Source organism: Rhodanobacter sp. FW106-HT46G03, from assembly GCF_058789895.1.
This window is the reverse complement of record NZ_JBYTCC010000001.1, coordinates 2,532,736-2,554,809: the sequence shown is the minus strand read 5'-3', so window position 1 is coordinate 2,554,809 and position 22,074 is coordinate 2,532,736. Positions and strand designations below refer to the sequence as shown.

At 67.6% G+C, this 22,074-nt stretch carries 20 protein-coding genes; 15 read left to right on the top strand and 5 right to left on the bottom strand.

The features are described 5' to 3' along the window. Positions 1–25: 25 nt before the first annotated feature. The 5 genes from AC3WP6_RS11310 to AC3WP6_RS11290 all read left to right on the top strand — a co-directional run bounded on the left by AC3WP6_RS11310 (position 26) and on the right by AC3WP6_RS11290 (position 7,876). Positions 26–337: a hypothetical protein gene (locus AC3WP6_RS11310; RefSeq protein ID WP_492627804.1), complete on the top strand. Its 312-nt coding sequence runs from the start codon at positions 26–28 to the stop codon at positions 335–337. Continuing rightward, positions 334–2,133: a sensor domain-containing diguanylate cyclase gene (locus AC3WP6_RS11305; RefSeq protein ID WP_492627803.1), complete on the top strand. Its 1,800-nt coding sequence runs from the start codon at positions 334–336 to the stop codon at positions 2,131–2,133. The genes AC3WP6_RS11310 and AC3WP6_RS11305 overlap by 4 nt, the downstream gene beginning before the upstream one ends. Before the next feature lie 270 nt (positions 2,134–2,403). Next, positions 2,404–3,729 (top strand): TolC family protein, encoded by a 1,326-nt coding sequence (locus AC3WP6_RS11300; protein ID WP_492628692.1) that lies wholly within the window; start codon positions 2,404–2,406, stop codon positions 3,727–3,729. Next, positions 3,726–4,817, top strand: a complete 1,092-nt coding sequence (locus AC3WP6_RS11295; RefSeq protein ID WP_492627802.1) for an efflux RND transporter periplasmic adaptor subunit — start codon at positions 3,726–3,728, stop codon at positions 4,815–4,817. Before AC3WP6_RS11300 ends, AC3WP6_RS11295 begins: the two co-directional genes overlap by 4 nt. Before the next feature lie 11 nt (positions 4,818–4,828). Further along, a complete protein-coding gene (locus AC3WP6_RS11290) occupies positions 4,829–7,876 on the top strand; it encodes an efflux RND transporter permease subunit (RefSeq protein WP_492628691.1) in 3,048 nt (1,015 codons plus the stop codon). Positions 7,877–7,882: 6 nt separating this feature from the next. Here the strand turns inward: AC3WP6_RS11290 and AC3WP6_RS11285 are convergent, their stop codons facing one another. Beyond that, positions 7,883–8,302 (bottom strand): FKBP-type peptidyl-prolyl cis-trans isomerase, encoded by a 420-nt coding sequence (locus AC3WP6_RS11285; RefSeq protein ID WP_492627801.1) that lies wholly within the window; start codon positions 8,300–8,302, stop codon positions 7,883–7,885. Positions 8,303–8,391: 89 nt separating this feature from the next. Further along, positions 8,392–10,257, bottom strand: a complete 1,866-nt coding sequence (locus tag AC3WP6_RS11280) for a 3'-5' exonuclease (protein WP_492627800.1) — start codon at positions 10,255–10,257, stop codon at positions 8,392–8,394. A 397-nt stretch (positions 10,258–10,654) separates the two neighbouring features. Between AC3WP6_RS11280 and AC3WP6_RS11275 the strand changes: the two genes are divergently transcribed. From AC3WP6_RS11275 to AC3WP6_RS11265, 3 genes are read left to right on the top strand one after another with little or no spacing between them, the layout of a single operon-like run. Further along, complete coding sequence (locus tag AC3WP6_RS11275) at positions 10,655–11,734, top strand: 3-deoxy-7-phosphoheptulonate synthase (RefSeq protein WP_492627799.1); 1,080 nt, start codon at positions 10,655–10,657, stop codon at positions 11,732–11,734. A gap of 45 nt (positions 11,735–11,779) precedes the next feature. Next, the gene (locus AC3WP6_RS11270; protein WP_492627798.1) at positions 11,780–12,055 is read left to right on the top strand and encodes a GNAT family N-acetyltransferase; all 276 of its coding nucleotides are present in this window, start codon (positions 11,780–11,782) and stop codon (positions 12,053–12,055) included. Further along, complete coding sequence (locus AC3WP6_RS11265; protein WP_492627797.1) at positions 12,052–12,711, top strand: DUF1345 domain-containing protein; 660 nt, start codon at positions 12,052–12,054, stop codon at positions 12,709–12,711. Before AC3WP6_RS11270 ends, AC3WP6_RS11265 begins: the two co-directional genes overlap by 4 nt. Positions 12,712–12,787: 76 nt before the next feature. On the opposite strand, the gene AC3WP6_RS11260 is transcribed toward AC3WP6_RS11265, so the two are convergent. The 3 genes from AC3WP6_RS11260 to AC3WP6_RS11250 form a co-directional block, all read right to left on the bottom strand. Then, positions 12,788–13,270 carry a YajQ family cyclic di-GMP-binding protein gene (locus AC3WP6_RS11260; RefSeq protein WP_492627796.1) on the bottom strand — a complete coding sequence of 161 codons (483 nt, stop codon included), beginning with the start codon at positions 13,268–13,270 and terminating at the stop codon, positions 12,788–12,790. Positions 13,271–13,337: 67 nt separating this feature from the next. Beyond that, positions 13,338–13,808 carry a YaiI/YqxD family protein gene (locus AC3WP6_RS11255; protein WP_492627795.1) on the bottom strand — a complete coding sequence of 157 codons (471 nt, stop codon included), beginning with the start codon at positions 13,806–13,808 and terminating at the stop codon, positions 13,338–13,340. After that, entirely contained in the window at positions 13,805–14,686 is an 882-nt protein-coding gene (locus AC3WP6_RS11250) for a PhzF family phenazine biosynthesis protein (RefSeq protein ID WP_492627794.1), read from the bottom strand. The genes AC3WP6_RS11255 and AC3WP6_RS11250 overlap by 4 nt, the downstream gene beginning before the upstream one ends. Positions 14,687–14,794: 108 nt before the next feature. Between AC3WP6_RS11250 and AC3WP6_RS11245 the strand changes: the two genes are divergently transcribed. The 7 genes from AC3WP6_RS11245 to AC3WP6_RS11215 all read left to right on the top strand — a co-directional run bounded on the left by AC3WP6_RS11245 (position 14,795) and on the right by AC3WP6_RS11215 (position 22,052). Beyond that, the gene (locus AC3WP6_RS11245; RefSeq protein ID WP_492628690.1) at positions 14,795–15,400 is read left to right on the top strand and encodes a rhomboid family intramembrane serine protease; all 606 of its coding nucleotides are present in this window, start codon (positions 14,795–14,797) and stop codon (positions 15,398–15,400) included. Between the two features lie 58 nt (positions 15,401–15,458). Further along, the gene (locus AC3WP6_RS11240) at positions 15,459–15,851 is read left to right on the top strand and encodes a hypothetical protein (protein WP_492627793.1); all 393 of its coding nucleotides are present in this window, start codon (positions 15,459–15,461) and stop codon (positions 15,849–15,851) included. Positions 15,852–15,892: 41 nt separating this feature from the next. Then, the gene (locus AC3WP6_RS11235; RefSeq protein ID WP_492628689.1) at positions 15,893–16,942 is read left to right on the top strand and encodes an aminopeptidase; all 1,050 of its coding nucleotides are present in this window, start codon (positions 15,893–15,895) and stop codon (positions 16,940–16,942) included. A 247-nt stretch (positions 16,943–17,189) separates the two neighbouring features. Continuing rightward, complete coding sequence (pncB, locus tag AC3WP6_RS11230; protein ID WP_492627792.1) at positions 17,190–18,368, top strand: nicotinate phosphoribosyltransferase; 1,179 nt, start codon at positions 17,190–17,192, stop codon at positions 18,366–18,368. Positions 18,369–18,400: 32 nt separating this feature from the next. Continuing rightward, positions 18,401–19,888 carry an NAD(P)H-hydrate dehydratase gene (locus AC3WP6_RS11225; protein WP_492627791.1) on the top strand — a complete coding sequence of 496 codons (1,488 nt, stop codon included), beginning with the start codon at positions 18,401–18,403 and terminating at the stop codon, positions 19,886–19,888. Then, the gene (gene tsaE / locus AC3WP6_RS11220; protein ID WP_492627790.1) at positions 19,881–20,342 is read left to right on the top strand and encodes a tRNA (adenosine(37)-N6)-threonylcarbamoyltransferase complex ATPase subunit type 1 TsaE; all 462 of its coding nucleotides are present in this window, start codon (positions 19,881–19,883) and stop codon (positions 20,340–20,342) included. The genes AC3WP6_RS11225 and tsaE overlap by 8 nt, the downstream gene beginning before the upstream one ends. 153 nt (positions 20,343–20,495) lie before the next feature. Continuing rightward, entirely contained in the window at positions 20,496–22,052 is a 1,557-nt protein-coding gene (locus AC3WP6_RS11215) for an N-acetylmuramoyl-L-alanine amidase (protein ID WP_492627789.1), read from the top strand. The last annotated feature ends 22 nt before the right edge of the window (positions 22,053–22,074 follow it).

The window sequence follows — 22,074 nt, the reverse complement described above, 5'->3', positions numbered from 1 at the left end:
GGGCAACAAACGACAGGGGATCGGTATGAGCCACACCATCGACTGGCTGGAAACCATCGGCAGCGACGCGTCGCTGCGTTGCGCCACCGCTACCGAGCTGCAAGCCGTGCTCGAACGCGCACACGCCAGCGCCGAGCTGATCGCGGCGGTAGCCACCGGCAACGGCGCGCCGCTGCGGGTGAAGCTGGGCATACGGCGTGCGGTGCATGCGCCGCAGACCCAATCTCCGGGCTTGGGCGACGGCGACAAGAAACGTGCCCCCGCGCCGTCGCCCGCGCCACCTGTACCGCCCGCGCCGCCAAGGCCGCTGCCGCCGGATCGCCCCGACCACGCGTGACGGGTCGTGACGGCGTGGAGCTGACCCGCAAATCGCGATGCCTGATAGCGTGGCTGCTGCTGATTGCTGGCGCCGCGTGGCAGGGGGGCGCAGCGGTCGAATCGCCATCGCCATCGACCGATGCCAGCGCGATGCTGGAGCGTGTCCGCGCCTTGCAAACGACGGATCACGCCGAGTCGCTGCGGGTGCTGGCCCAGTTGAACGCGGAAGAGGCGCGGTTGACGCCGGCCGAGCGCTGGTCTCTGCGTTATGCGAATGGCTGGGAGGCCATGTACCAGAGTCGCTATGCCACCTCCGAAGCGCTGTTCAAGGACGTGATTGCGCATTCCGGTGACACGCTGCTGGTTGATCGCGCCTCGGCGTTGTTGATGTCCCAGTTCGGACTCACCCGACGCTACGTCGAAGCCTTCCAGTTGGCCAACGAACTCACCACCCGTTTGCCGCGGATCGTCGATGCCGACGTGCGTTCCGTGGTGTTGATGAACCTGTCGCAGACATCGGGGCTGGCGGGCCAAACCAGCATTAGCCTCGGTTACGCGCACATGGCGCTGGAGGAGGTGCCGCGCGGTGGCAGCGCGTGTCACCCCGCGGCGTTTCTCGTCGAGGCACTCTACAACGGTAAACAGCTCAAGCCGGACAGTCCCGAGTTGCGGCAGGCATTCGATGCCTGCCCGGCGGCGGAGCAGCCGGTGTACTACGTCAATCTGCAGCTCACGCTGGCCGATCTTCTGTTGCACGGGGGGCAGCCGCGCGAGGCGCTCGCGATCATGGATCGCATCGAGCCCATGCTGCACGCTACCGGCTATGCGCCGTACCGGCTCACGGTGCAGGCGAATCGGGCGCTGGCCCTGGCCGCGCTCGACCAGGATGCGGCGGCACACAAGCTTGCGTTGGACCTCATTGCGGCACACCCGGAAGAGATGTTCGGCACCTGGCTCAAGGATGTGTACCAGCTGCTTTATCGCATCGAAAAAAAGCAGGGTGATGCCGCGGGCGCGCTGGGCTATTACGAGAAGTTTGCCGCGCTCGACAAGGCTTATCTGGACGACGTGAACGCGCGCGCGGTGGCGTACGAAACCGTGCAGCAGCAGGTGCTATCGCAAAGGTTGGAAACTGCGCAGCTTGCCCAGCAAAACACCACGTTGCGCATGCAGCGCGCGCTGGATGCGAAAAAGGCCGAGACCGACCGCCTGTACGTATTGCTGCTGCTTGCCGTGCTGGCGTTCGGCACGGTGGCGATGGTTCGCCTGAAGCGCTCGCAATTGCAGTTCAAGCGGTTGTCGCGGCTGGATGGCCTGACCAACCTGCTCAACCGTCAGCATTTCGTGGCCGAGGCCGAGCAGGCCCTGCGCGAACTTGAACGTCAGCAGGTGATGGGGTGCCTGGTGTTCATCGACCTCGACTACTTCAAGCGCATCAACGACACCTATGGCCACGCGGCCGGCGACGAAGTGCTGCGCTATGCGGTGGAAGCCGGGCGCACGCAACTGCGGGCGGAGGACTTGTTCGGTCGCCTTGGCGGCGAGGAATTCGGCATCCTGCTGGTGGGTTGCACGCGCGAACAGGGCAGCACCATCGCCGACCGCATCCGCGGCGCGATCGAAGTGACCGGCGTCGATTTCGACGGCGTCACCATCCCGGTGTCGGCCAGTGCCGGCCTCGCGTTTACCGACACCAGCGGCTACGACCTGCAGCAGCTGTTTCGCGCCGCGGACCATGCGCTGTACAAGGCCAAGCGCGGCGGCCGCAACCGGGTGTTCGTCGAGGCGGTGGATCCGGGCTTGTCGGGCCTCTGATGGGTCCCGCACGGCTTGGCCGGCGAAAGCGTCGTGGGGCTGAACCGACCCACGGGTACGCTGCGCCCTGGCTGGCTTCAGTCCGATCACCGAGTTTGTCGCGGGTGGGTCGGGCTCCAGCCTGACGGCCACCCAGTCCCGGTAAGCAAGCCGTAAGCCGCTGCAGGCACAGTGCAGACGATGGTTTCATTTGTCTGCTTGCCCATTGTGCGTGTGCCGCCGGCTGCGGCGGTTTGCCATGCGTGTCGCGCGGTGCTGGTTGCCGGGCTGATGGCGTTGTTGGCCGCATGCGCCAATTACCGCCCGCTGCCGCTCGGCGATGGCCACTACGCGACGCGCGCCGCGCAACTGCAGGTGCCGGCGAGTGCGATGCCGGTGCCGGAGCTGGCGGCGCGTCGCTTCGACCCGGCCGATGGCCTGGACGTCACCGAAGTCGCGATGCTGGCGGTGGTGAACAGCCCGGCGCTCAAGCTGCAACGCGACGCGCTGGGCATTGCCCAGGCGCAGGCGTTTGCCGCTGGTCTGCTGCCCGACCCGCAACTCGGCTTCGGCGCAGACTTTCCGCAGAACTCGGGCGGCGGCCTCATCAAGGCCTACAACCTCGGCCTCAGCGAGGACGTCAGCGCGTTGCTGCTGCGTTCCTCGCGCAAGCGCGTGGCGAACGCGCAGACCGAGCAGGTGAACCTGGATTTGTTGTGGGCCGAGTGGCAGACCATCGCGCAGGCACGGCTGCTGTTCGACCAGGTGCAGAGCCTGCGCGCGCAGCAGATCGAACTCGACGCCGAGCAGCGCGCGCTGGCGCCGGTGGACCAGTCGGTGCAGGCGGCGCTTGCCGCCGGCAACCTCAACTACGACAGCGCCAGCGCAGGACTCAACGCCATGGCCGACGTGCGCAAGCGCGTGGCCGACAATGCCGTGGCCGTGCACCAGGCCGAAAGCGACCTGCGCCAGTTGCTGGGCCTTGCGCCCACGGCGCCGCTGGATCTGGTGGGCGCGCCGTACGAGGTCGATCCCGATGCCGCGCAACTTGCGGCCGCGCTGGCCGACCTGCCACGGCGGCGTCCGGACCTGCTGGCGCTGCAGGCGGGCTACCGGGCGCAGGAAGCACAGCTGCGCGGCGCGATCCTCGCCCAGTTCCCCGCGATCACGCTGGGCGTCACCCACGCGCGCGACACCAGCAATATCACCACCAACGGCTTCAGCGTCGGCATCACCCTGCCGCTGTTCAACCGCAACCGCGGCAACATCGCGATCGAGACGGCCACCCGTCAGCAGCTGAAGGACGACTACGCCGCGCGCCTGCTGGCCACCCGCAGCGACATGCAGCGCCTCGCCGCCGATCTGCGGACGCTGGGCGCCCAGCAGACGGCGCAGGTCGCGCATGCAAAGCAGCTCGATGCGGCGCGTGCGGCCGCGGAGCAGGCTTGGCGGAATGGCCTGCTGGACTGGCCGACCTATCTCGTGATCCGCGCCAACGCGCTGACCGCCGATTCCGACCTGATCGCGCTGAGGCAGGCGCGCTCCACTGCCGCGATCGCGCTGGAAGCTTTGCTCGGTCGCACCGACTTCGTCCACCCACGGATGTCCAAACGATGAAACCAGGCTTGTTCGCGCGCGGGGCCGCGCTGGCCATGGCGACCCTGCTGCTGGCCGCCTGCGGCAGCGGCGGCGAGGACGACGGCAGCACCGCCGACGCCAATGGCGTGGCGCTGGTCACCACGGCGATGCCGGTGCAGCGCAGCTTCCATGACGACGTGGCGGCCTGGGGCAGCGCGGCGGCCGATCCGCACCACGCGCGGGCAATCAGCCTCGCGCACGGCGGACAGGTGATCGCGCTGCAGGTCAGCGCGGGGCAGACCGTGAAGCGTGGCCAGCCACTGCTTCGCGTCGCACCCGATCCGGCGGCGCGCAGCGCGTACCAGCAGGCGCAGAGCGCCGCCACGCTCGCCACCGGCGAGCTGCAGCGGGTCGAGCAAATGGCGGCGCAACATTTGGCCACGCAATCGCAGCTCGCCACCGCGCGCAAGGCGCTGGCCGATGCGCAGGCGACGCTGGCGGCGCAGCAGGCGCTCGGCGGTGGCACGACTGAAGAGAGCGTCACCGCGCCGGACGACGGCGTGGTCACCGTGGTGTCGGTGCAGCTCGGCGACCGCTTTGCCGCGAACGCGCCACTGCTCGCCTTCATGCCTGCGCATGCACTGATCGCCGCGCTCGGCGTGCAACCCGATGCCGGCGCGCAGCTGCGCACCGGCATGCCGGTGTCTGTGCACGGCGTGTACGGCGACGCCAAGGTCTACGCCGGCAAGCTGGTCATGGCGGGGCGTGCGATCGATCCGCAAACCCGCCTGCTGCCGGTACAGGCCGATCTGCCGGCCGCGGCCGGTGCGGCACTGGTCGCCGGCAGTCCGCTGGAGGCAAGCATCCAGAGTGACGCCTACACTGCGTGGGCGGTGCCGCGCGCCGCCGTATTGCACGACGGGCAAGGTGATTACCTGTACCAGGTCAACCATGGCAAGGCGCATCGCGTGAACGTCGAGTTGCGCCATCCCGCCGGCGACACCGTGGGGGTGGAAGGCAAGCTCGACGCGCAGCTTCCGGTGATCGTGCAGGGCGCCTATGAGGTGGATGAGGGCGCGGCCGTGCGCCAAGGGAAGACCGGTGCCGCCAGCGAGCCCAAGCCGTGAGTGCAATACCGCTGACGATCACCCAGTGGATGCACGGCCACCGGCGTTCACTGCTGTTTCTCGCCCTCATCCTTGCCATCGGCGGCATCGTCAGCGCGTTCAGCCTGCCGGTGTCGCTGTTCCCCAACGTCTCCTTTCCGCGCGTGCGGGTGTCGCTGGACGCCGGGGACCAGCCCGCCGACCAGATGGTGGTGAGCGTCACCCGGCCGGTGGAGGAGGCGATTCGCCGTGTGCGCGGCGTGCGCGAGGTGCGCTCCACCACCAGCCGCGGCAGCGCCGAGATCAACGTCGGCTTCGACTGGGGCGCAGACATGGGGCGCGCGCTGCTCGACGTGAATGCCGAGATCGGCGAGGTGCTGCCGCGCCTGCCGCCCGGCGTCGACGTGGGAGCGATCCGGCTCGATCCCACGGTGTTTCCGATCCTCGCCTACAGCCTGAGCTCCGACCGGCTCACGCCTGCGCAGCTGCATGACATTGCCGAGTTCCAGCTACGCCCACTGTTGTCCGGTGTCACCGGCGTGGCCCAGGTGGACGTGCAGGGCGGCGACGTGGCCGAGTTCCACGTGGACGTGGACGCGGCGAAGCTGCGCGCGCAGGGCCTCACGCTCGCCGACATCAGCCGTGCGGTGACCAGTGCCGCCACCATCCAGGCCATGGGCCGCCTGCAGGACCACTACAAGCTCTACCTGCTGCTGGCGAACAACCAGCCGGCCACCGCGGCGGCGCTGGGCGACATCGTGCTGCGCGCTGGCGCGCATGGCGTGCTGCATCTCAGGGACGTGGCCACGGTGGGCATGAGCCACGTACCGCAATGGGTGCGCACCACTGCCGACGGCCATGACGCGGTGCTGGTGCAGGTGTACCAGCAGCCCAGCGGCAACAGCGTGCAGATCGCGCGCGACGTGAAGCAGCGCCTCGCCAGTTACAAAAAGCAGGCACCAAAGGGCCTGCACATCGCCAACTGGTACGACCAGACCCAGCTGGTGCTGGGCGCCGCGGGCAGCGTGCGCGACGCGATCCTGATCGGCATCGTGCTGGCGGGACTGGTGCTGTTCGCGTTCCTGCGCAACGCGCGGGTGATCCTGGTGTCGATGATCGTGGTGCCGGCCACGCTGGCGATCACGGTGCTGCTGCTCACCGCCTTGCACATGAGTTTCAACATGATGACGCTCGGCGGCATGGCGGCCGCAGTCGGACTCCTGATCGACGACGTGATCGTGATGCTTGAGCACATCATGCGGCGCCTGCGCGATGGTTCCGGCCCGGTGCGCGAGCGCATTGCCGGCGCGGCCTGGGAATTCACCCGCCCGCTGACCGGCTCCAGCGCGGCCACAGTGGTGATCTTCCTGCCCCTGGCGTTCCTGACCGGCGTCACCGGCGCCTTCTTCAAGGCGCTGTCGCTCACCATGGCCAGCGCGCTGGTGATCTCCTACCTGTTGACCTGGGTGGTGGTGCCGCTGCTCGCCGAGCGGCTGCTTGACGAGCGCCAGGCTGAAGAGCGTCCACCCGGGCGCTTTTCGCAAGGGTTGCTGGCCGCCTACGAGAGCACGCTGGGGCGCGTGCTCGAACGCCCGGCGCTGGTGCTCATCGGCGTGCTGCCGTTGCTGCTGGTAGGCGTGCTGGCCTATCGCCAGGTGGGCAGCGGCTTCATGCCGAAGATGGACGAGGGCGGCTTCACGCTGGACTACCGCTCGCTGCCGGGCACGTCGCTGAACGAGACCGATCGCCTGCTGCAGCAGCTCGAACGGGTCATCCGCGCCAATCCTTACGTGGACACCTATTCGCGGCGCACCGGACTGCAGCTGGGCGGCGGCCTCACCGAGGCGAACACCGGCGACATCTTCGTGCGCCTGAAGAACGGCTCGCGGCCGCCCACCAGCACGGTGATGGAGCAGATCCGCCAGCAGATCGTGGCCACGGTGCCGGGGCTGGACGTGGATGTCTCGCAGCTGATGGAGGACCTGATCGGCGACCTCACCGAGGTGCCACAGCCGATCGAGATCAAGCTGTACAGCGACAACGAGGCGCAACTGACGGCGACTGCGAAGAAGGTGGCTGCGGCGATTGCCAAGGTCAACGGCGTGGCCGAGGTGCGCGACGGCATCAACCCCGCCGGCGATGCGCTGGACGTGCGCGTCGACCCGGTGAAGGCCGGCCTCTACGGGCTCGACCCGGTAGCGGTCGCGCAGCAGGTTTCCGACGCGGTGGCCGGCAGCGTGGCGGCGCAGCTGCCGCAGGGGCCGAAGATGATCGGTGTGCGCGTGTGGCTGCCGCCGCACGCGCGGGCGCAGTTGGAGCAGCTGCAGGCGCTGCCGATCCGCGCCGCCGACGGCCGCGTGGTGCCGCTGTCCGAACTGGCCACGATCCAGGCGGTGCAGGGCCAGCCGCAGATCAGCCGCGTTAACCTCAAGCGCATGGTGGCGGTGACCGCGCGCATCGTTGGCCGCGACCTCGGCTCCACCGTGGCCGACGTGAAGCAGGTGCTGGCCCAGCCCGGCCTGTTGCCGCCGGGCATGTACCACGAGCTGGGTGGCCTGTACGCGCAACAGCAGATCGCCTTCCACGACCTTTCCATCGTGATGCTGGCGGCGATCGCGCTGGTGTTCACCCTGCTGCTGTTTCTCTACGAGAGCTTCCGTGTGGCGCTGGCGATCATGGCGGCACCGCTGCTCGCGATGGCGGCCGTGTTCATCGGCCTGTGGGTGACCGGCATCGAGCTCAACATCTCGGCGATGATGGGCATGACGATGATCGTGGGCATCGTCACCGAACTGGCGATCTTCTATTTCACCGAAGCGCAGGATGCGGTGGCGCGCATGCCGCTGGATGAGGCGCTGCGCTACGCCGGTCATCACCGCATGCGACCGATCCTGATGTCCACCATCGCGGCGATCCTCACCCTGCTGCCACTGGCGCTGGCGATCGGCCAGGGTTCGCAGATGCAGCAGCCGCTGGCGGTGGCGATCATTGCCGGCATGCTGGCCGCGGTGCCGCTGGTGCTGCTGGTGATGCCGGCGCTGTACGCATGGATGCAGCGCGCATACCCGGCGCGGCCTTGAGCTGGCTCAGTCGACGCCGACCAGTTCCACCGTGAACACCAGCGCGGCGCCGGGCGGAATGTCGGCGCCGGCGCCGCGTTCGCCGTAGGCGAGCCGTGCCGGGATCACCAGCGTGCGTTTGCCGCCGACGTGCATGCCGGCGATGCCCTGATCCCAGCCGTCGATCACTTGGCCCGCGCCAAGCACGAAGCGGATCGGTTCGCCGCCATCGGCCGAACTGTCGAACTTGGCGCCGCGATGGTTGGCGGCCGTGGCGGCGTACAGCCAGCCGGTGTATTTCACCGCCACGGTGTCGCCGCTGCGCGCGAGGGCGCCGTGGCCAACGACGGTGTCGGTCTTCTGCAGGTTTGACACGTCGTCCGCCGACCACGCCGGCGGCGCAAGCAAGGCAAGGGCGAGGGCGGCGGCAAACAGCAGGTGGCGCATGGCGGGGGTCCGAGGCGGAAAGCGCGCAGTCTAAGGGCTCGCACGGCAGGAAACATCCGGGACGCCTGCTGCGGGGTTTCCTTCGCAGGTCACGCCGACGCCAGTTGCGCCTGCACCTCGTTGATCGACTCGCGGATGCGCCGTGAAAATACCGAATCCAGATGGTGGATCAACACCAACCGCTCGGTGGCGCGCGTCATCGCCACGTACAGCAGGCGTGCCTCGTCCGCCTCGGTCTGTCCGTCGCGCGGCAACGAGCCGAGGCCGGGGATGATGACGAATGGGAACTCGAGCCCCTTGCATGAGTGCATCGTCAGCAGTTTCACGCTGTCCTTCACCACGAACAGCGCCTGCTTGCCGCGCTCGTCGGCCAGGCTCGACGGGATGTCCAGCCGGCCAAGCGCCTCGTGCAGTTTTTCGCCCTCCCAGTTGGCGCGGTAGATCACCGCCATCGCGCCCCAGTCGCGGCCGTGCGCATGTTCGTCGCGCAGTTGCGCCACCAGTGCGTCGAGCTGTGCCGGGGCGCTGTCGGTGCGAATCAACTCGGGCAGGGCCCCACGGCGGCCGGCGCTTTCCGGCGCGATCAGCGGCACGCCGTCATCGTCGTCCGCGCGCGGCGCCAGGAGCTCGCTGGCGAAGGCACGCGCCACCGCGAGCGTTTCCAGCGTATTGCGATAGTTGAGCTTGAGGATCGTGGTACGCCCTTGCGCCTGTACGCCGAGGCTTTTCCAGCTGATCTTGCGCCGATTCGGCTTGCCATAGATGTTTTGCGCGTCGTCGTACAACACCAGCAGGGAGTTCGTCGCCGGGTCGATCATCTGCACGATCAGCTTGTACCACTCGGGGTCGAAATCATGGCCTTCGTCAATCAGCACCGCACCGTACTGGAAGCGCGGAATCTGCCCCTGGTCCACGCCGGCGATCACGCGTTCGACCATGCCGGCGAAGAAATGCTCGCCCTTGGGCGGCAACTCGACGTGGTAGCTGGCAAGCATGCGCCGGCACCAGCGATGGAAGTTGTACACCTGCACCTTGTCCGCCAGCCCGCGCTCGCCAAGCAGTTGTTCCAGCCGCGCGGCGAGCGTCTTGTTGTAGCAGAGCACCAGGATCGGCCGGTTCATCGCGCGCGCCAGCTGCATCGCGCGAAAGCCGAGGATCATCGTCTTGCCCGAGCCGGCGACACCGTGGATGACGCGGTGTTCGTCGCCGAGCGAGCGCGCCAGCTGCTCCTGCTGGGCGTCCATCACCTGCACCAGGTCGGGGACTTCCAACGTGTGCACGTCGTGGCTGCTTTCCGCGAACAGGCCGAACTGGCCGCTGCCCGGTTCCAGCCGGATTTCGGGAAACAGGTGCCAGCGCACGCGGTCGAGCTGCGGCAGTGTCAGTGCCACCGGATACACCTGCGGAAACATCGCCCACAGCCGCTCCTGGAAGGCTTCGGCATCGACCGTCTCGAACATTTCGTCGCGGCAGATCACGAGGTGGGCGGGAAGCACCGCGGCCAGCCCGCCGTCGCTGAACTGCTTGCGGGTGAGGTTGGCGAGCACCACGCCGTAGGCCCATGGCATCAGGAGTTTCCCGGCGTAGCGATGGCCGGGCGGGTGGCGCAGCGCCGGGTCGCGTTCCAGCACCACGCCGATTTCCAGCGCATACGTGCGTGCCTGCAGCAGCGGGTTCACCTCCTTCACCGCCCCGCGGTCGGTGACCAGGGTGAACTGGGTCTTGTCTGCCTGGCGGATGGTCTCCGCTTTCCAGTCCTTCACTTCCAGCACCAGCAGGCCACGGCGCGGATGCACCACGACAAAGTCGGGCCGCCGCTGCCTGAGCCCGATCGGCACGTCGTACCACAGGAGGTAATCGTTCTCGAGCTTTTGTTCGAGCCGCTCGGAGACCCGCTTTTCGCCGCTGGTCATGCGCGACAGACAACTGTTGCGGGTCGGGATCAGGGTCGCCATCGCGTCATTCCGTGGATGCCATCCGGAAATTAGCCGATCGGCCCCGGCTGTCAACGGTGCCATGCGGCTGGACAGCCACCAGCCGGGGTCACCGCGAGGGTGCGGGAACCCCGCTGGGAGGAGCTTGCGCAACGGTGTGCTCGCCGCAGCTCGTGATTCCGGTTCCCCGCTTCATCAAAACGAATCATTTGCACTGCACAAAACTTGGTGTTATTCCTAGCGGCGATGAATCACTCCGCCCGCCAGTACTTTTGGTTTTATGGCTACTCGCTACCGCTGGCGGAGGCGTGGGTGTGATCTTGCTGCAAGTTTGAAACCCCATCCTGAAAAGCCGCCAGCAACCAAGGCGGCTTTTTTCATGGCCGCCGCTGGCAAATCCACCGAGGAAGCCGCTGCCATGTCCCAACCCGTTACCGATGATCTACGCATCCGCGAGCTCACGCCGCTCGCCACCCCGCTCGAGGTGCTGGCCGAATGCCCGGCGTCGCCCGCCGCGCTGGCCACCGTCGGCACCGCGCGCAGCGCCTTGCATCGCATCATCAACGGCAGCGACGACCGCCTCGCGGTGGTGATCGGTCCGTGTTCGATCCACGACCCGCGCGCCGCGCTCGAATACGCCACGCGGCTCGCCGCGCAGCGCGAGCGGTTGGCCGATGAGCTGGAGATCGTCATGCGCGTGTATTTCGAGAAGCCGCGCACCACGATTGGCTGGAAGGGGCTCATCAACGATCCCGACCTGGACGACAGTTTCCGCATCAACAAGGGGCTGCGCATCGCGCGCCAGCTGCTGGTCGACATCAACGCGCTCGGCGTGCCGGCCGGCAGCGAATTTCTCGACATGATCTCGCCGCAGTACCTCGCCGACCTGGTTTCCTGGGGCGCGATCGGCGCGCGCACGACCGAGAGCCAGGTGCATCGCGAGCTGGCGTCCGGGCTGTCGTGTCCGGTCGGCTTCAAGAACGGCACCGACGGCAACGTGAAAGTGGCAGTGGATGCGGTGCAGGCGGCGTCGCACGCGCATCATTTCCTTGCCGTGACCAAGCACGGCCAGGCCGCGATTGCGGCAACCAGCGGCAACCACGATTGCCACGTGATCCTGCGCGGCGGCAAGGCGCCGAACTACGACGCCGCCAGCGTCGACGCGGCCTGCACCGCGATCGGCAAGGCCGGGCTGCCGCCGCACGTGATGATCGACGCCAGCCACGCCAACAGCGGCAAGCGCCCGGAAAACCAGCCGCGCGTCGTGGGCGAGATTGCGGCGCAACTGGAAGCCGGGGAGTCGCGCATCGTCGGCGTGATGATCGAAAGCCACCTGGTCGGCGGGCGGCAGGAGCTTGCCGCGGGGCGCCCGTTGACCTACGGCCAGAGCATCACCGATGGCTGCCTGGGCTGGGAGGATTCGGTGCCGGTGCTGGAGCGCCTGGCCGCGGCCGTGCGTCGGCGGCGTGCCGTGGCGCGCGACGAGATCGCGGCCTGACCGTTTGGCCGCGTATCCTTCACCGCATTCAAGACGGAGCCGGACATGGCGCTCGACATTCAACACGCACGCGGGACCCAGCAGTTCAAGGTAGTGGTCGATGGCGTGACCTGTGTGCTTGATTACCTCTTGTTCGAAACGACCATGCGCATCACGCACACCGGGGTACCGGCTGCCGTCGGCGGGCGCGGCATTGCCGGCGAGCTGGTGCGCACCGCGCTGGACTACGCGCGCTCGCGCGGCTGGCGCGTCGAGCTGGCGTGCTCGTATGCGGAAGTGTGGGTGGAACGGCACCCGGCGTATCAGGATCTGGTGGCATGAGCCACGGCAGGCACATACGGCCGCTGCACTTTGTGCGTTCGCGGCCGTGGCTCAGTACCTGCACGATGGTGTTCGTGGCGGCAGTCGTGCTGCTGGCGCTCGCCGGCGCGCCGCCGGCTTCTGCCTTGCTGCTGGGTTTTGATCTTGGTGCACTGATCTATCTGGTCGCGCTGTCGCAACTGTTCCGCCGCGCGTCGGGGGCGGCAGTGGCGCAACAGGCACGGGTGCAGGACACCGGCCGGCGCACGACGCTGGCGGTGGCGGTCATTGTTTCGCTGGTGGTGTTGCTGGCGCTGGTGACCGAGCTGCACGGGGCAAAGCAGGGCGGCGTGCTGCCGGTGGTGGTAGCAGCGCTCAGCGTGGTGCTCACGTGGTTGTTCGTGAACACCAGTTTCGCGCTGCACTACGCGCATGGTTACTACGGCGACGACGGGCGCCTGCACGGCGGCTTGCAGTTTCCGGATGCGCCGCAGCCGGACTACTGGGATTTCCTCTATTTTTCGTTCGTGATCGGCATGTGCTTCCAGACTTCCGACATCACCATCAACGGTCGGCACATGCGCCACCTCGCGCTGCTGCACAGCGTGGTCGCGTTTTTCTTCAACGTGTTCATCCTCGCCATCAGCGTGAGCGTGGTGGGCGGACTCGCGGGTTGAATGCGGGTCGAGTTTCTCTACGGCGACCTACCGGGCGCTCGCGGCGCGCTTTTCCGAATCTCCAATCCCGACCCCGTCAATCGCGCAGATTGTCGAACTGCAGCGGCAATTCGACGTCGGCCTTGCGCAGCACGGCCATCGCCGCTTGCAGGTCGTCGCGCTTTTTGCCGGTGACGCGCAGCTTCTCGCCGTTGATCTGCGCCTCGACCTTGAGCTTGGCCGTCTTGAGGTCGGCCACGAGTTTTTTGGCGATGACCTGGCTGATGCCCTGCTTCACGGTGACCGTCTGGCGCGCGCGGGCGAGGCTGGTTTCCGGTGTGCCGATGTCGAGCGCACGCAGATCGATCTTGCGCGCGCTGAGCCGGCCACGCAGGATGTCCAGCATCTGCTGCAACTGGAATTCGCTCGGGGCGGATAGCGCAATCTCGGCGTCGTCGAGCGCAAAGCTGGCGTCGATGCCCTTGAAGTCGAAGCGGTTCGCCAGTTCGCGGTTGGCCTGGTCGACGGCATTGGTCAGTTCGTGCTGGTCGACTTCGGAAATCACATCGAAAGAAGGCATGGCGGTACCCGGCGGTGGACAGGCCGCCAGTGTGGGCGATGCGCGGCGGGCGACGCAATGCGGCGGGTCAGTCGGCGCGCGGGCGGCGACGCTGCAGCCATTGGTCGAGCTGGTTGGCGAACGCCTGCTTGTCGCGCGCATGAAACGGCGTGTGGCCACCGGTGTCGACGCCGCTGCTGCGCAACTCGTCCATGAAGTTGCGCAGGGTGAGCCGTTGCGCGATGGTCTCGCGTGTATGCAGCTCGCCGTGCGGGTCGAGCGCGAGCGCGCCTTTTTCGATCACCGCTGCGGCGAGCGGGATGTCCTGGGTGACCACCAGGTCGCTGGCGCACACCCGGCGCACGATCTCGTGATCGGCCACATCGAAGCCGTGTGCCACTTGCACGGCATGCACGAAACGCGACGGCGGCGTGCGCAGGTAGGCATTGGCCACCAGGGTCACCGCGATGCGTTCGCGTTCGGCGGCGCGAAACAGGATCTCCTTGATCGCCACCGGGCAGGCGTCGGCATCCACCAGGATTTGCGGGTCGGCGATCATGCGCCGGGCCAGTCGAGCGTGCCGTCGATGATGGTGTGGGTGCGCCCGCCGATCCACACCGCGCCCGCCTCGATGCGGGCGACCAGCGCGGCGTCGAAGCCGATCTCGCGCCCCTGGCTCACGCGGTAGCCGCGCGCCAGCGGGCCGGCGGGTTCGGCGTGCGCGATCCAGGCGGCGAGCAGGCCGTTGGCGGCGCCGGAAGCCGGGTCTTCGGCAATGCCGGCGCCATCGGCAAACGCGCGCACCGTGAGCTGGTACGCGCCCGAATGGCTGCGGGCGAACGCGCAGATGCCCATGCTTGCGGTGGCTTGCGCCAGCGCGGCAATCGCGACGTGGTCGGGCTGCCACGCGCGCAGCGCGGCTTCGTCGTCGATTTCGACCAGCCACCAGCGGCGCCCGCCGTCGACCAGCGCCGGCGGCAGGGCGCCCAGGCGGATGCCGTGCGTGGCCGGGGTCAGCAGCGGATGTGCTTCGATGCCGCGCCCGAGCACCTTCGCCGCGGGGGCGCGCAGCAGCAGGCGTTGCGTCTCGCCAGTGCCTTCAACGCGGATCGGCAACACGCCGGCGCCGCATTGCTGATGGAGCAGGTGGGCGCTTGCGGTGGCAAACCCGGTGGCGAGCGCCGCGTGCGCGCTGCCGATGCTTGGGTGGCCGGCGAAAGGGATCTCCTTGTGCGGCGTGAAGATGCGCACGCGGTAATCGGCGGTGGGGACATCCGGCGCGAGCAGGAACGTGGTCTCGACCAGTGCTGTCCAGTGCGCAAAGCGTTGCATCGCCTCGGCGCTCCAGTCGTCGGCGCCCAGCACCACGCCCAGATGGTTGCCGCCGCCGCGGCGTGCGGCAAACACATCGAGATGGAGAAAGCGCAGTGCGGACATGGCGGGGCCGACGGTGGAAAGCGGATCATCCTAGCGGAGTCGCGCCGGTCGACATCACCGCAGCGCGTTGCCAAGATGGCGCGTCTCGTTCTGCGCAAGCCGGGTTTCATGCCGATCACTCTCAGCATTCTCGCGATCACCTGCGTGGTGTCGTATCTCGCGTTCAAGAACGGCCGCCTGCTGGACGACCTGACCCTGTGGCCGCCGGCCATCAGCCGCAAGCACGAGTACTACCGGCTGGTGACCTACGGGCTGGTGCATGCCGATTTCACCCACCTGCTGTTCAACATGATCACGTTGTACTTTTTTGGCCGGGTGATGGAGGGCTTCTACGCGGGTCAGCTCGGCACCTATGGTTTTGCGTTGTTCTATCTGGGCGCGCTGGTGGTGTCGATCCTGCCGACCTACCTCAAGAACCGCGGCAACCCCGATTACCGCAGCTTGGGCGCCTCGGGTGCGGTGTCGGCGGTGCTGTTCGGGTTCGTGCTGCTGGCGCCGTGGTCGCTCATCATCGTGTTTGTGATCCCGGTGCCGGCGATCGTGTATGCCGTGCTCTACACCGGCTACTCGATCTACATGGATCGCCACGGGCAGGGCAACATCAACCACAGCGCGCATTTGTGGGGCGCGGCGTATGGCGTGGTATTCACGCTGCTGGTGAACCCGCGGGTACTGCCGCACTTCCTCGGGGCGCTGATGCAACCCTCGTTCTGAGGGGGTTCAAACGTGGCATTGCAAGCTGAGCATGTCTTCCCTCCCGGGGGCTTGCGCCATGCGTCATTTTATTGGTGGTTTGGCGGTGATCGCATTCGCCGGACTCGTGTCCGGGTGCTATGTCGCGCCGCCCTACAGCTATGTGCGCGGCACCACCTATGCCGGCTCGGCCTATTACGGCGAAGGCCCGACGGTGATCTATCGCGGCAGTTACGACGCCTATCCCTATACGCCGTACTACGGCGGTTACTACGGCTGTTGCTGGTCCTCCGGGGGGGTGGTGCGCGGTGGATGGCAGCGCGGCTACGGCGGCCATCGCTACGACCGCGACGACTACCGTGGCCGTGCGCGCGGCAACGGGTGGCGTGGCAACGGGCACGGCCATGGACATGGGGACGACGGTGGCCGCTGGCACGGACGTCGCGACGACAGGCAGGACCAGGACCACTGAGCGGCGCGTGGCTCGCCATTGCGTTGCGCGGCGCGCTCGTGTTGTGCGGCGTGTTTGCACTTGGCGGCTGCACCAGCGTGCGCTACTACACCCAGGCTGTGCGCGGACAGGCGTCGCTGGTCGTTCATCGCCAGCCGGTGGCCAGGCTGCTGCGCGAGCCGACGACCGACCCCACGCTTGCCGTGCGGTTGTCGCTGGCATTGCAGGCGCGGCAATTCGCCAGTGATGCCCTCGATCTGCCAAACAACCGCAGCTATACCCGCTACGTCGATCTGCACCGCCCGTATGTGGTGTGGAACGTGTTCGCGACGCCGCGCTTTTCGGTGGCGCCCGTCCGGCATTGCTTCCCGGTGGCCGGTTGCGTCGCGTACCGCGGGTGGTTTCACGAGGCGTCCGCCGAGGCCGACGCCGCGCGGTTGCGTCGGCGCGGCGATGACGTGTGGGTTGGCGGCGTCCCGGCGTATTCCACGCTGGGCTGGTTTGCCGATCCGATCCTGTCCAGCATGCTGCGGTGGGACGACGACGAGCTCGCCGGCACGATTTTCCACGAACTCGCGCACCAACTGCTCTACGTGAAAGGCGATACCGCGTTCAATGAATCCTTTGCCACCTTCGTGCAGCGCGAGGGGTTGCGCCAGTGGCGTGCACACCGCGGCCTGTCGCCGTCCCCCGCGGACACGCAAGCCATGACGGCGGGCTTTACGCGGCTCGTGCTGGATCTGCGCGCACGGCTCAAGGTGCTGTACGCCAGCGGCGTGGATGAGGAAGCGATGGAAACCGGCAAGCAGGGTGAGATCGCCGCGTTCCGCGTACGCTACGCACACTGGCGCGACAGCCACTGGCACGGCGACACCCGCTACGACGCCTGGGTGGCCAAACCGATCAACAACGCCCGGTTGCTGCCGTTCGGCCTGTATGACCAGTGGGAGCCGGCGTTTGCCGCACTGTTTGCCCAGGCTGGCCAGCGGTGGCCGGCGTTCTACCAGCGCGTGCGCAGACTGGCGCGTGAGCCGCAAGAGCAACGCGATGCACGCTTGCAGGCGTTGCTGGCGGCTACACGCCAAGTGGCTGACCGAAAACTGAACCAATGAGTATGGTTTTCTTGAACTTCAGCCGCACCGCCTACACTAAGCATCCGTATCGCCGTGAGGCGAAAAGAGACGGAGCAATGCAACGCACCGTCGAGGGGTCGGTCCCACTCTCCCCTTATGACGCACCGACCTGACGAACCCCGGCCGCTACTCCCCTGGCAGCCGGGGTTTTTTTGTTGCCGACGATCAGTGCTGGTCGACGCGCGATGTGGATAATCATTGGTTTGTGCAGGCAAGCAGGCGCGGCATGATCATCGAATCGCTGCTGGATACCGATCTCTACAAGTTCTCGATGATGCAGGTGGTGCTGCATCACTACCCGGCGGCGCAGGTGGAGTATCGCTTCAAGTGCCGCACGCCGGGCATCGATCTCGTGCCGTGCATCGACGAGATCCGCACCGAGCTGGATGCCCTGTGCAGTCTGCGTTTTCGCACGGAAGAGCTCGACTACCTGCGCTCGATGCGCTTCATCAAGAGCGATTTCGTGGACTTTCTGGGCTTGTTTCAGCTCAACGCGAAGTACGTGACGTTGGTGCCGGCAGCCTCCGGCAACGGCGAAATCGAGGTGCGCATCAAGGGGCCGTGGCTGCACACGATTTTGTTCGAGGTACCGCTGCTGGCGATCATCAACGAGGTGTATTTCCGTCGGGCGTGCCCGCGACCCGACCTTGCCGAGGGGCGGCGCCGGTTGCAGGCGAAGATCGCGCTGCTGCGCGATACCGCGGGCTACGCCGATTGCCGGATCGCCGATTACGGCTCGCGCCGGCGGTTTTCGCGCATCTGGCATGGGGAAGTGCTGGCGACGCTGCACGCCGGGCTGGGCGCGCAGCTGGCCGGCACCAGCAACGTGTATTACGCATGGAAACTCGGGCTGACGCCGCTGGGCACGCTGGCGCACGAATACCTGCAGGCGCATCAGGCGCTCGGCCCGCGCCTGCGCGATTCGCAGGTGGCGGCGCTGGAGACGTGGGCCAGGGAGTATCGCGGTGACCTCGGCATTGCGCTTTCCGATGTCTACGGCCTGGACGCGTTCCTGCGCGATTTCGACCTGTATTTCTGCAAGCTGTTCGACGGTGCGCGGCATGATTCGGGCGATCCGTTCGACTGGGGCGAGCGCCTGCTGGCACATTACCGCGCCAATCGTGTCGACCCGCGCAGCAAGGTGCTGGTGTTCAGCGATGGACTCGACATTCCGCGGGTGATGCAGCTTTACGAACATTTTCGTGGGCGCTGCCAGCTCGCGTTTGGCGTCGGCACCAACCTCACCAACGACACCGGGCCCGAGCCGCTCAACATCGTCATCAAGATGGTTCGCTGCAACGGCCAGCCGGTGGCCAAGCTCAGCGACTCGCCGGGCAAGGACATGTGCGACGACCCGGCCTACCTCGCCTATTTGCGCCAGGTCTTCGAGATTCCGCCGCGCTGAACCCACGCCGGTGCGCGCCTATAATCCGGCGCATGCCCGCGTTGCCGCATCGCCATGAGCTCTACACCGTTGCGCAGGTGCGTGCATTCGACCGGCGCGCGATCGACGGGCTCGGCATACCCGGCATCGAGCTGATGCAGCGCGCCGCGGCGGCAGCGTTTGCCAGTTTGCGCCGGCATTGGCCGCAAGCGCGGCGGCTCGCTGTGTACTGCGGTCCCGGCAACAACGGCGGCGACGGTTTCTTGCTCGCGGCGCTGGCGCGCAAACAGGGCTTGCAGGCGGAGGTGATTGCACTGACCGCGGTGTCCACTGGCGATGCCGCGCTGGCGCGGCAGGCGTGGCGCGATGCCGGCGGCGCGGTACGCCTCTGGCAATCCGGCACCGCGCTTCCCGCTGCCGACGTGCAGGTCGATGCGCTCTATGGCACCGGCTTGCATCGGCCGCCCGCACCCGAGGTGGCGGCGTTGATCGCGGCGATTGCCGCCAGCGGCCAGCCGGTGCTGGCGCTCGATGTGCCCTCCGGGCTGGCTGCTGACACGGGCGACGTGCCGGGCGCCGTGTTGCCCGCGGACGTCACCATCAGCTTCATTGCCGCGAAACGTGGCCTGTATACCGGTCGTGCCGCGGAGGTGGTCGGCAGGCTCGAACTGGCGCCGCTCGATCTGCCCGAATCGCTGTGGCAAGGCGTGCCACCGGACGCCGTACTGCTCTCGCCGGAGTGCCTGCCGCGACGACCGCGCGCCGCACACAAGGGCGCGAACGGCCATGTGCTGGCGATCGGCGGCGACCATGGCCTGGCCGGAGCGATTCGCCTGTGCGGGGAAGCCGCGTTGCGCGCCGGCGCCGGGCTGGTCAGCGTGGCGACCCGCGCCGACCACCTGTTGGCGTTGAACGCCGCGCGGCCGGAACTGATGGCGCATGGCGTGGCCGATGGCGACGCACTCGCGCCACTCCTGGCGCGGGCGAGCGTGCTGGCGCTTGGACCGGGGCTGGGGCAGGGCGATTGGAGCCGCGCGCTGTGGCGGGCGGCGCTGGCCAGCGGCAAGCCGCTGGTGCTCGACGCCGATGGCTTGAACCTCTTGGCGCGCGCCCCGGCGCCGCTTGCCCAGCCCGGCGTGCTGACACCGCATCCCGGGGAAGCCGCACGGCTGCTCGCCACCACGGCGGCCGCGGTGGAAGCCGACCGTTTTGCAACGGTGCGCGCGCTGGCGCGCCGTTATCGCGCCGTGGTGGTGCTGAAAGGGGCTGGCAGCCTGATTGCCGCGCCGGACGGCAAGGTAGCTGTTTGCCCGTGGGGCAATCCGGGCATGGCCACGGGCGGCATGGGCGACCTCCTGACCGGCGTGATCGCTGCACTGATGGCGCAAGGTTGCGATGCGTGGCGCGCCGCGTGCCTCGGCGTGGGCCTGCATGCGCGGGCCGGTGATTGCGCCGCACGCCACGGCGAGCGTGGCCTGCTGGCCTCTGATCTGCTGGCGCCGCTGCGCGCCCTGGGCAATGGACTCGACGATGATGAATGAGCGTTCCTGGCAACTGGCCGATGAGGCCGCCACCCTGGCATTTGGCGCCCGTTTTGCCCGCGCGCTGGGTCACAACGGCCTGGTGATCTACCTGCACGGCGAGCTGGGTGCCGGCAAGACCACGTTTGCGCGCGCGCTGCTTGGCGCCATGGAGGTACGCGAGCGGGTCAAGAGCCCGACCTACACCTTGATCGAGGGCTACGACGCGCAGGGGCGTCCGGCGTGGCACCTCGACCTGTACCGCATTGCGGACCCCGGCGAGCTGGAATGGCTGGGACTGGATGCGCTGTCCGATCCTGCGGCCGTGGTGCTGGTGGAATGGCCCGAGCGCGGCCGCGGTGCGTTGCCGGCGGCCGATGTCACTTTGCACCTCGCTTATGCTGGCGATGGCCGCAGCGCGCGGCTCGAAGCACATACCCCGCGCGGTGGCGAACTCGTGGCGGAATTGCGCTGAAAACGGGCACGCGCGCGACAAATCAACAGCTTGCGATGGCAAGGAAAACATAACCTGCTGCAACGCTACAGCTAGACACGAGCTGACGAACCACGTGCAGGTTGCGGATATTCAAAGGAAAACATCTTGCAATCGCAGGATGCCTGCGATTCAATGCGCCCCATGCACGCCCGCCTGCACAACTTGGCCAAAGAATTCGTCGCCGCGTTGGTGGTGAGTGGCTGTGCGTGGGGTGCGCATGCCGCCGATGTGACCGGTGTGCGCGTGTGGGCCGATGCCACGCATACCCGTCTGGTGCTCGACCTGGATGGCAAGCCCGATTACCGGCTCGATCGTGGCACCGACCAGGTGGTCATCGACCTGGCGCGCGGCCAGACCGCCAAGGGTTTTGCCGACCCGGCGGCGCAAGGCCTGTTTCGCGGCATGCAGCAAGACCGCGACGGCGAGCGCCTGCAGCTCACCGCCCGCATGACGCCCGGCAGCAGCGTGCGCAGCTTCGTGCTGGCACCGGATGGTGGCGGCGATCATTACCGGCTTGTGGTCGACCTGTTGCCGGGGCATGGGGCCGATGCGAAGCCGTCGTCGGCCGCCGGCGACGACCATGCCAACCCTGCCGTGGCGGTGGCCAGCACCACGCCGGACGCGCCGGCGGCAGCGCCCAGCCAGCCGACGGAGGTGGCCAGCGCTGCGCCACGCCGCGCCGCTGCCGTCGGCAACAGCCGGCGCATGAACCAGCAGGCTGCGGCGCTGCTCAACGGCTCCCGCAAAGTGGTGATTGCGATCGACGCCGGGCATGGCGGCAAGGACTCGGGCGCGATCGGGCCGGGGGGCACGATGGAGAAAAACGTCACCCTGGCGGTGGCGCATGACCTGGCTGCAGAAATCAACCAGCAGCCAGGCATGAAGGCGGTCCTCACGCGCACGGGCGACACTTTCATTCCGCTTGCGCAGCGCTACCAGATCGCGCGCCAGCATGATGCCGACCTGTTCATTTCAATCCATGCCGATTCCTACGCCTCGGGTGACGCGCGCGGCTCCTCGGTGTGGGTGTTGTCCTCGCGCGGCAAGAGTTCGGTAGCGGCGCGCATGCTCGCCGACCGCGAAAACAGCGCCGACCTGATCGGCGGCGTATCGCTCAGCGACCAGAGCAACGGCCTGGCCAAGGTGCTGCTCGATATGCAGCAGGGCTGGGCGGTGCAGGCCAGCGACATGGTGGCCACCAACGTGCTGCGCGCGCTGGCGCAAATCGGCCCGACCCACCGCGGTTACGTCGAACGGGCGAACTTCGTGGTGCTGCGTTCGCCCGACGTGCCGTCGATCCTGGTCGAGACGGCGTTCATCAGCAATCCGGCGGAGGAGCGCAAGCTGCGGGACCCCGGGCACCAGAAGACGCTGGCCAACGCGGTGATGACCGGCGTGCAACGCTACTTCGAGTCCGCGCCGCCGCCGGGCACCTGGTTTGCGGCGCAAGCGGCGCGGCACGGCACTGGTCCTGTTGCCACGACAGGCGAAGGCGCTGCCGCGCGCCGCGCAGCCGCACGTGGGACATGGGTCAGCAGCGCCCATGACCGGCATCGCGTCGGCAGTGGGGAAAACTTGCGCAGCATCGCGCACCGCTACGGCATCAGTGTCGGTGCGCTCAAAAACGCCAACCGGCTGAGCAGCAACACGGTGCACGCCGGCACCGTGCTCACCATCCCCGCGAGCTGATCGCGACGTGCTGTTAAAGTGC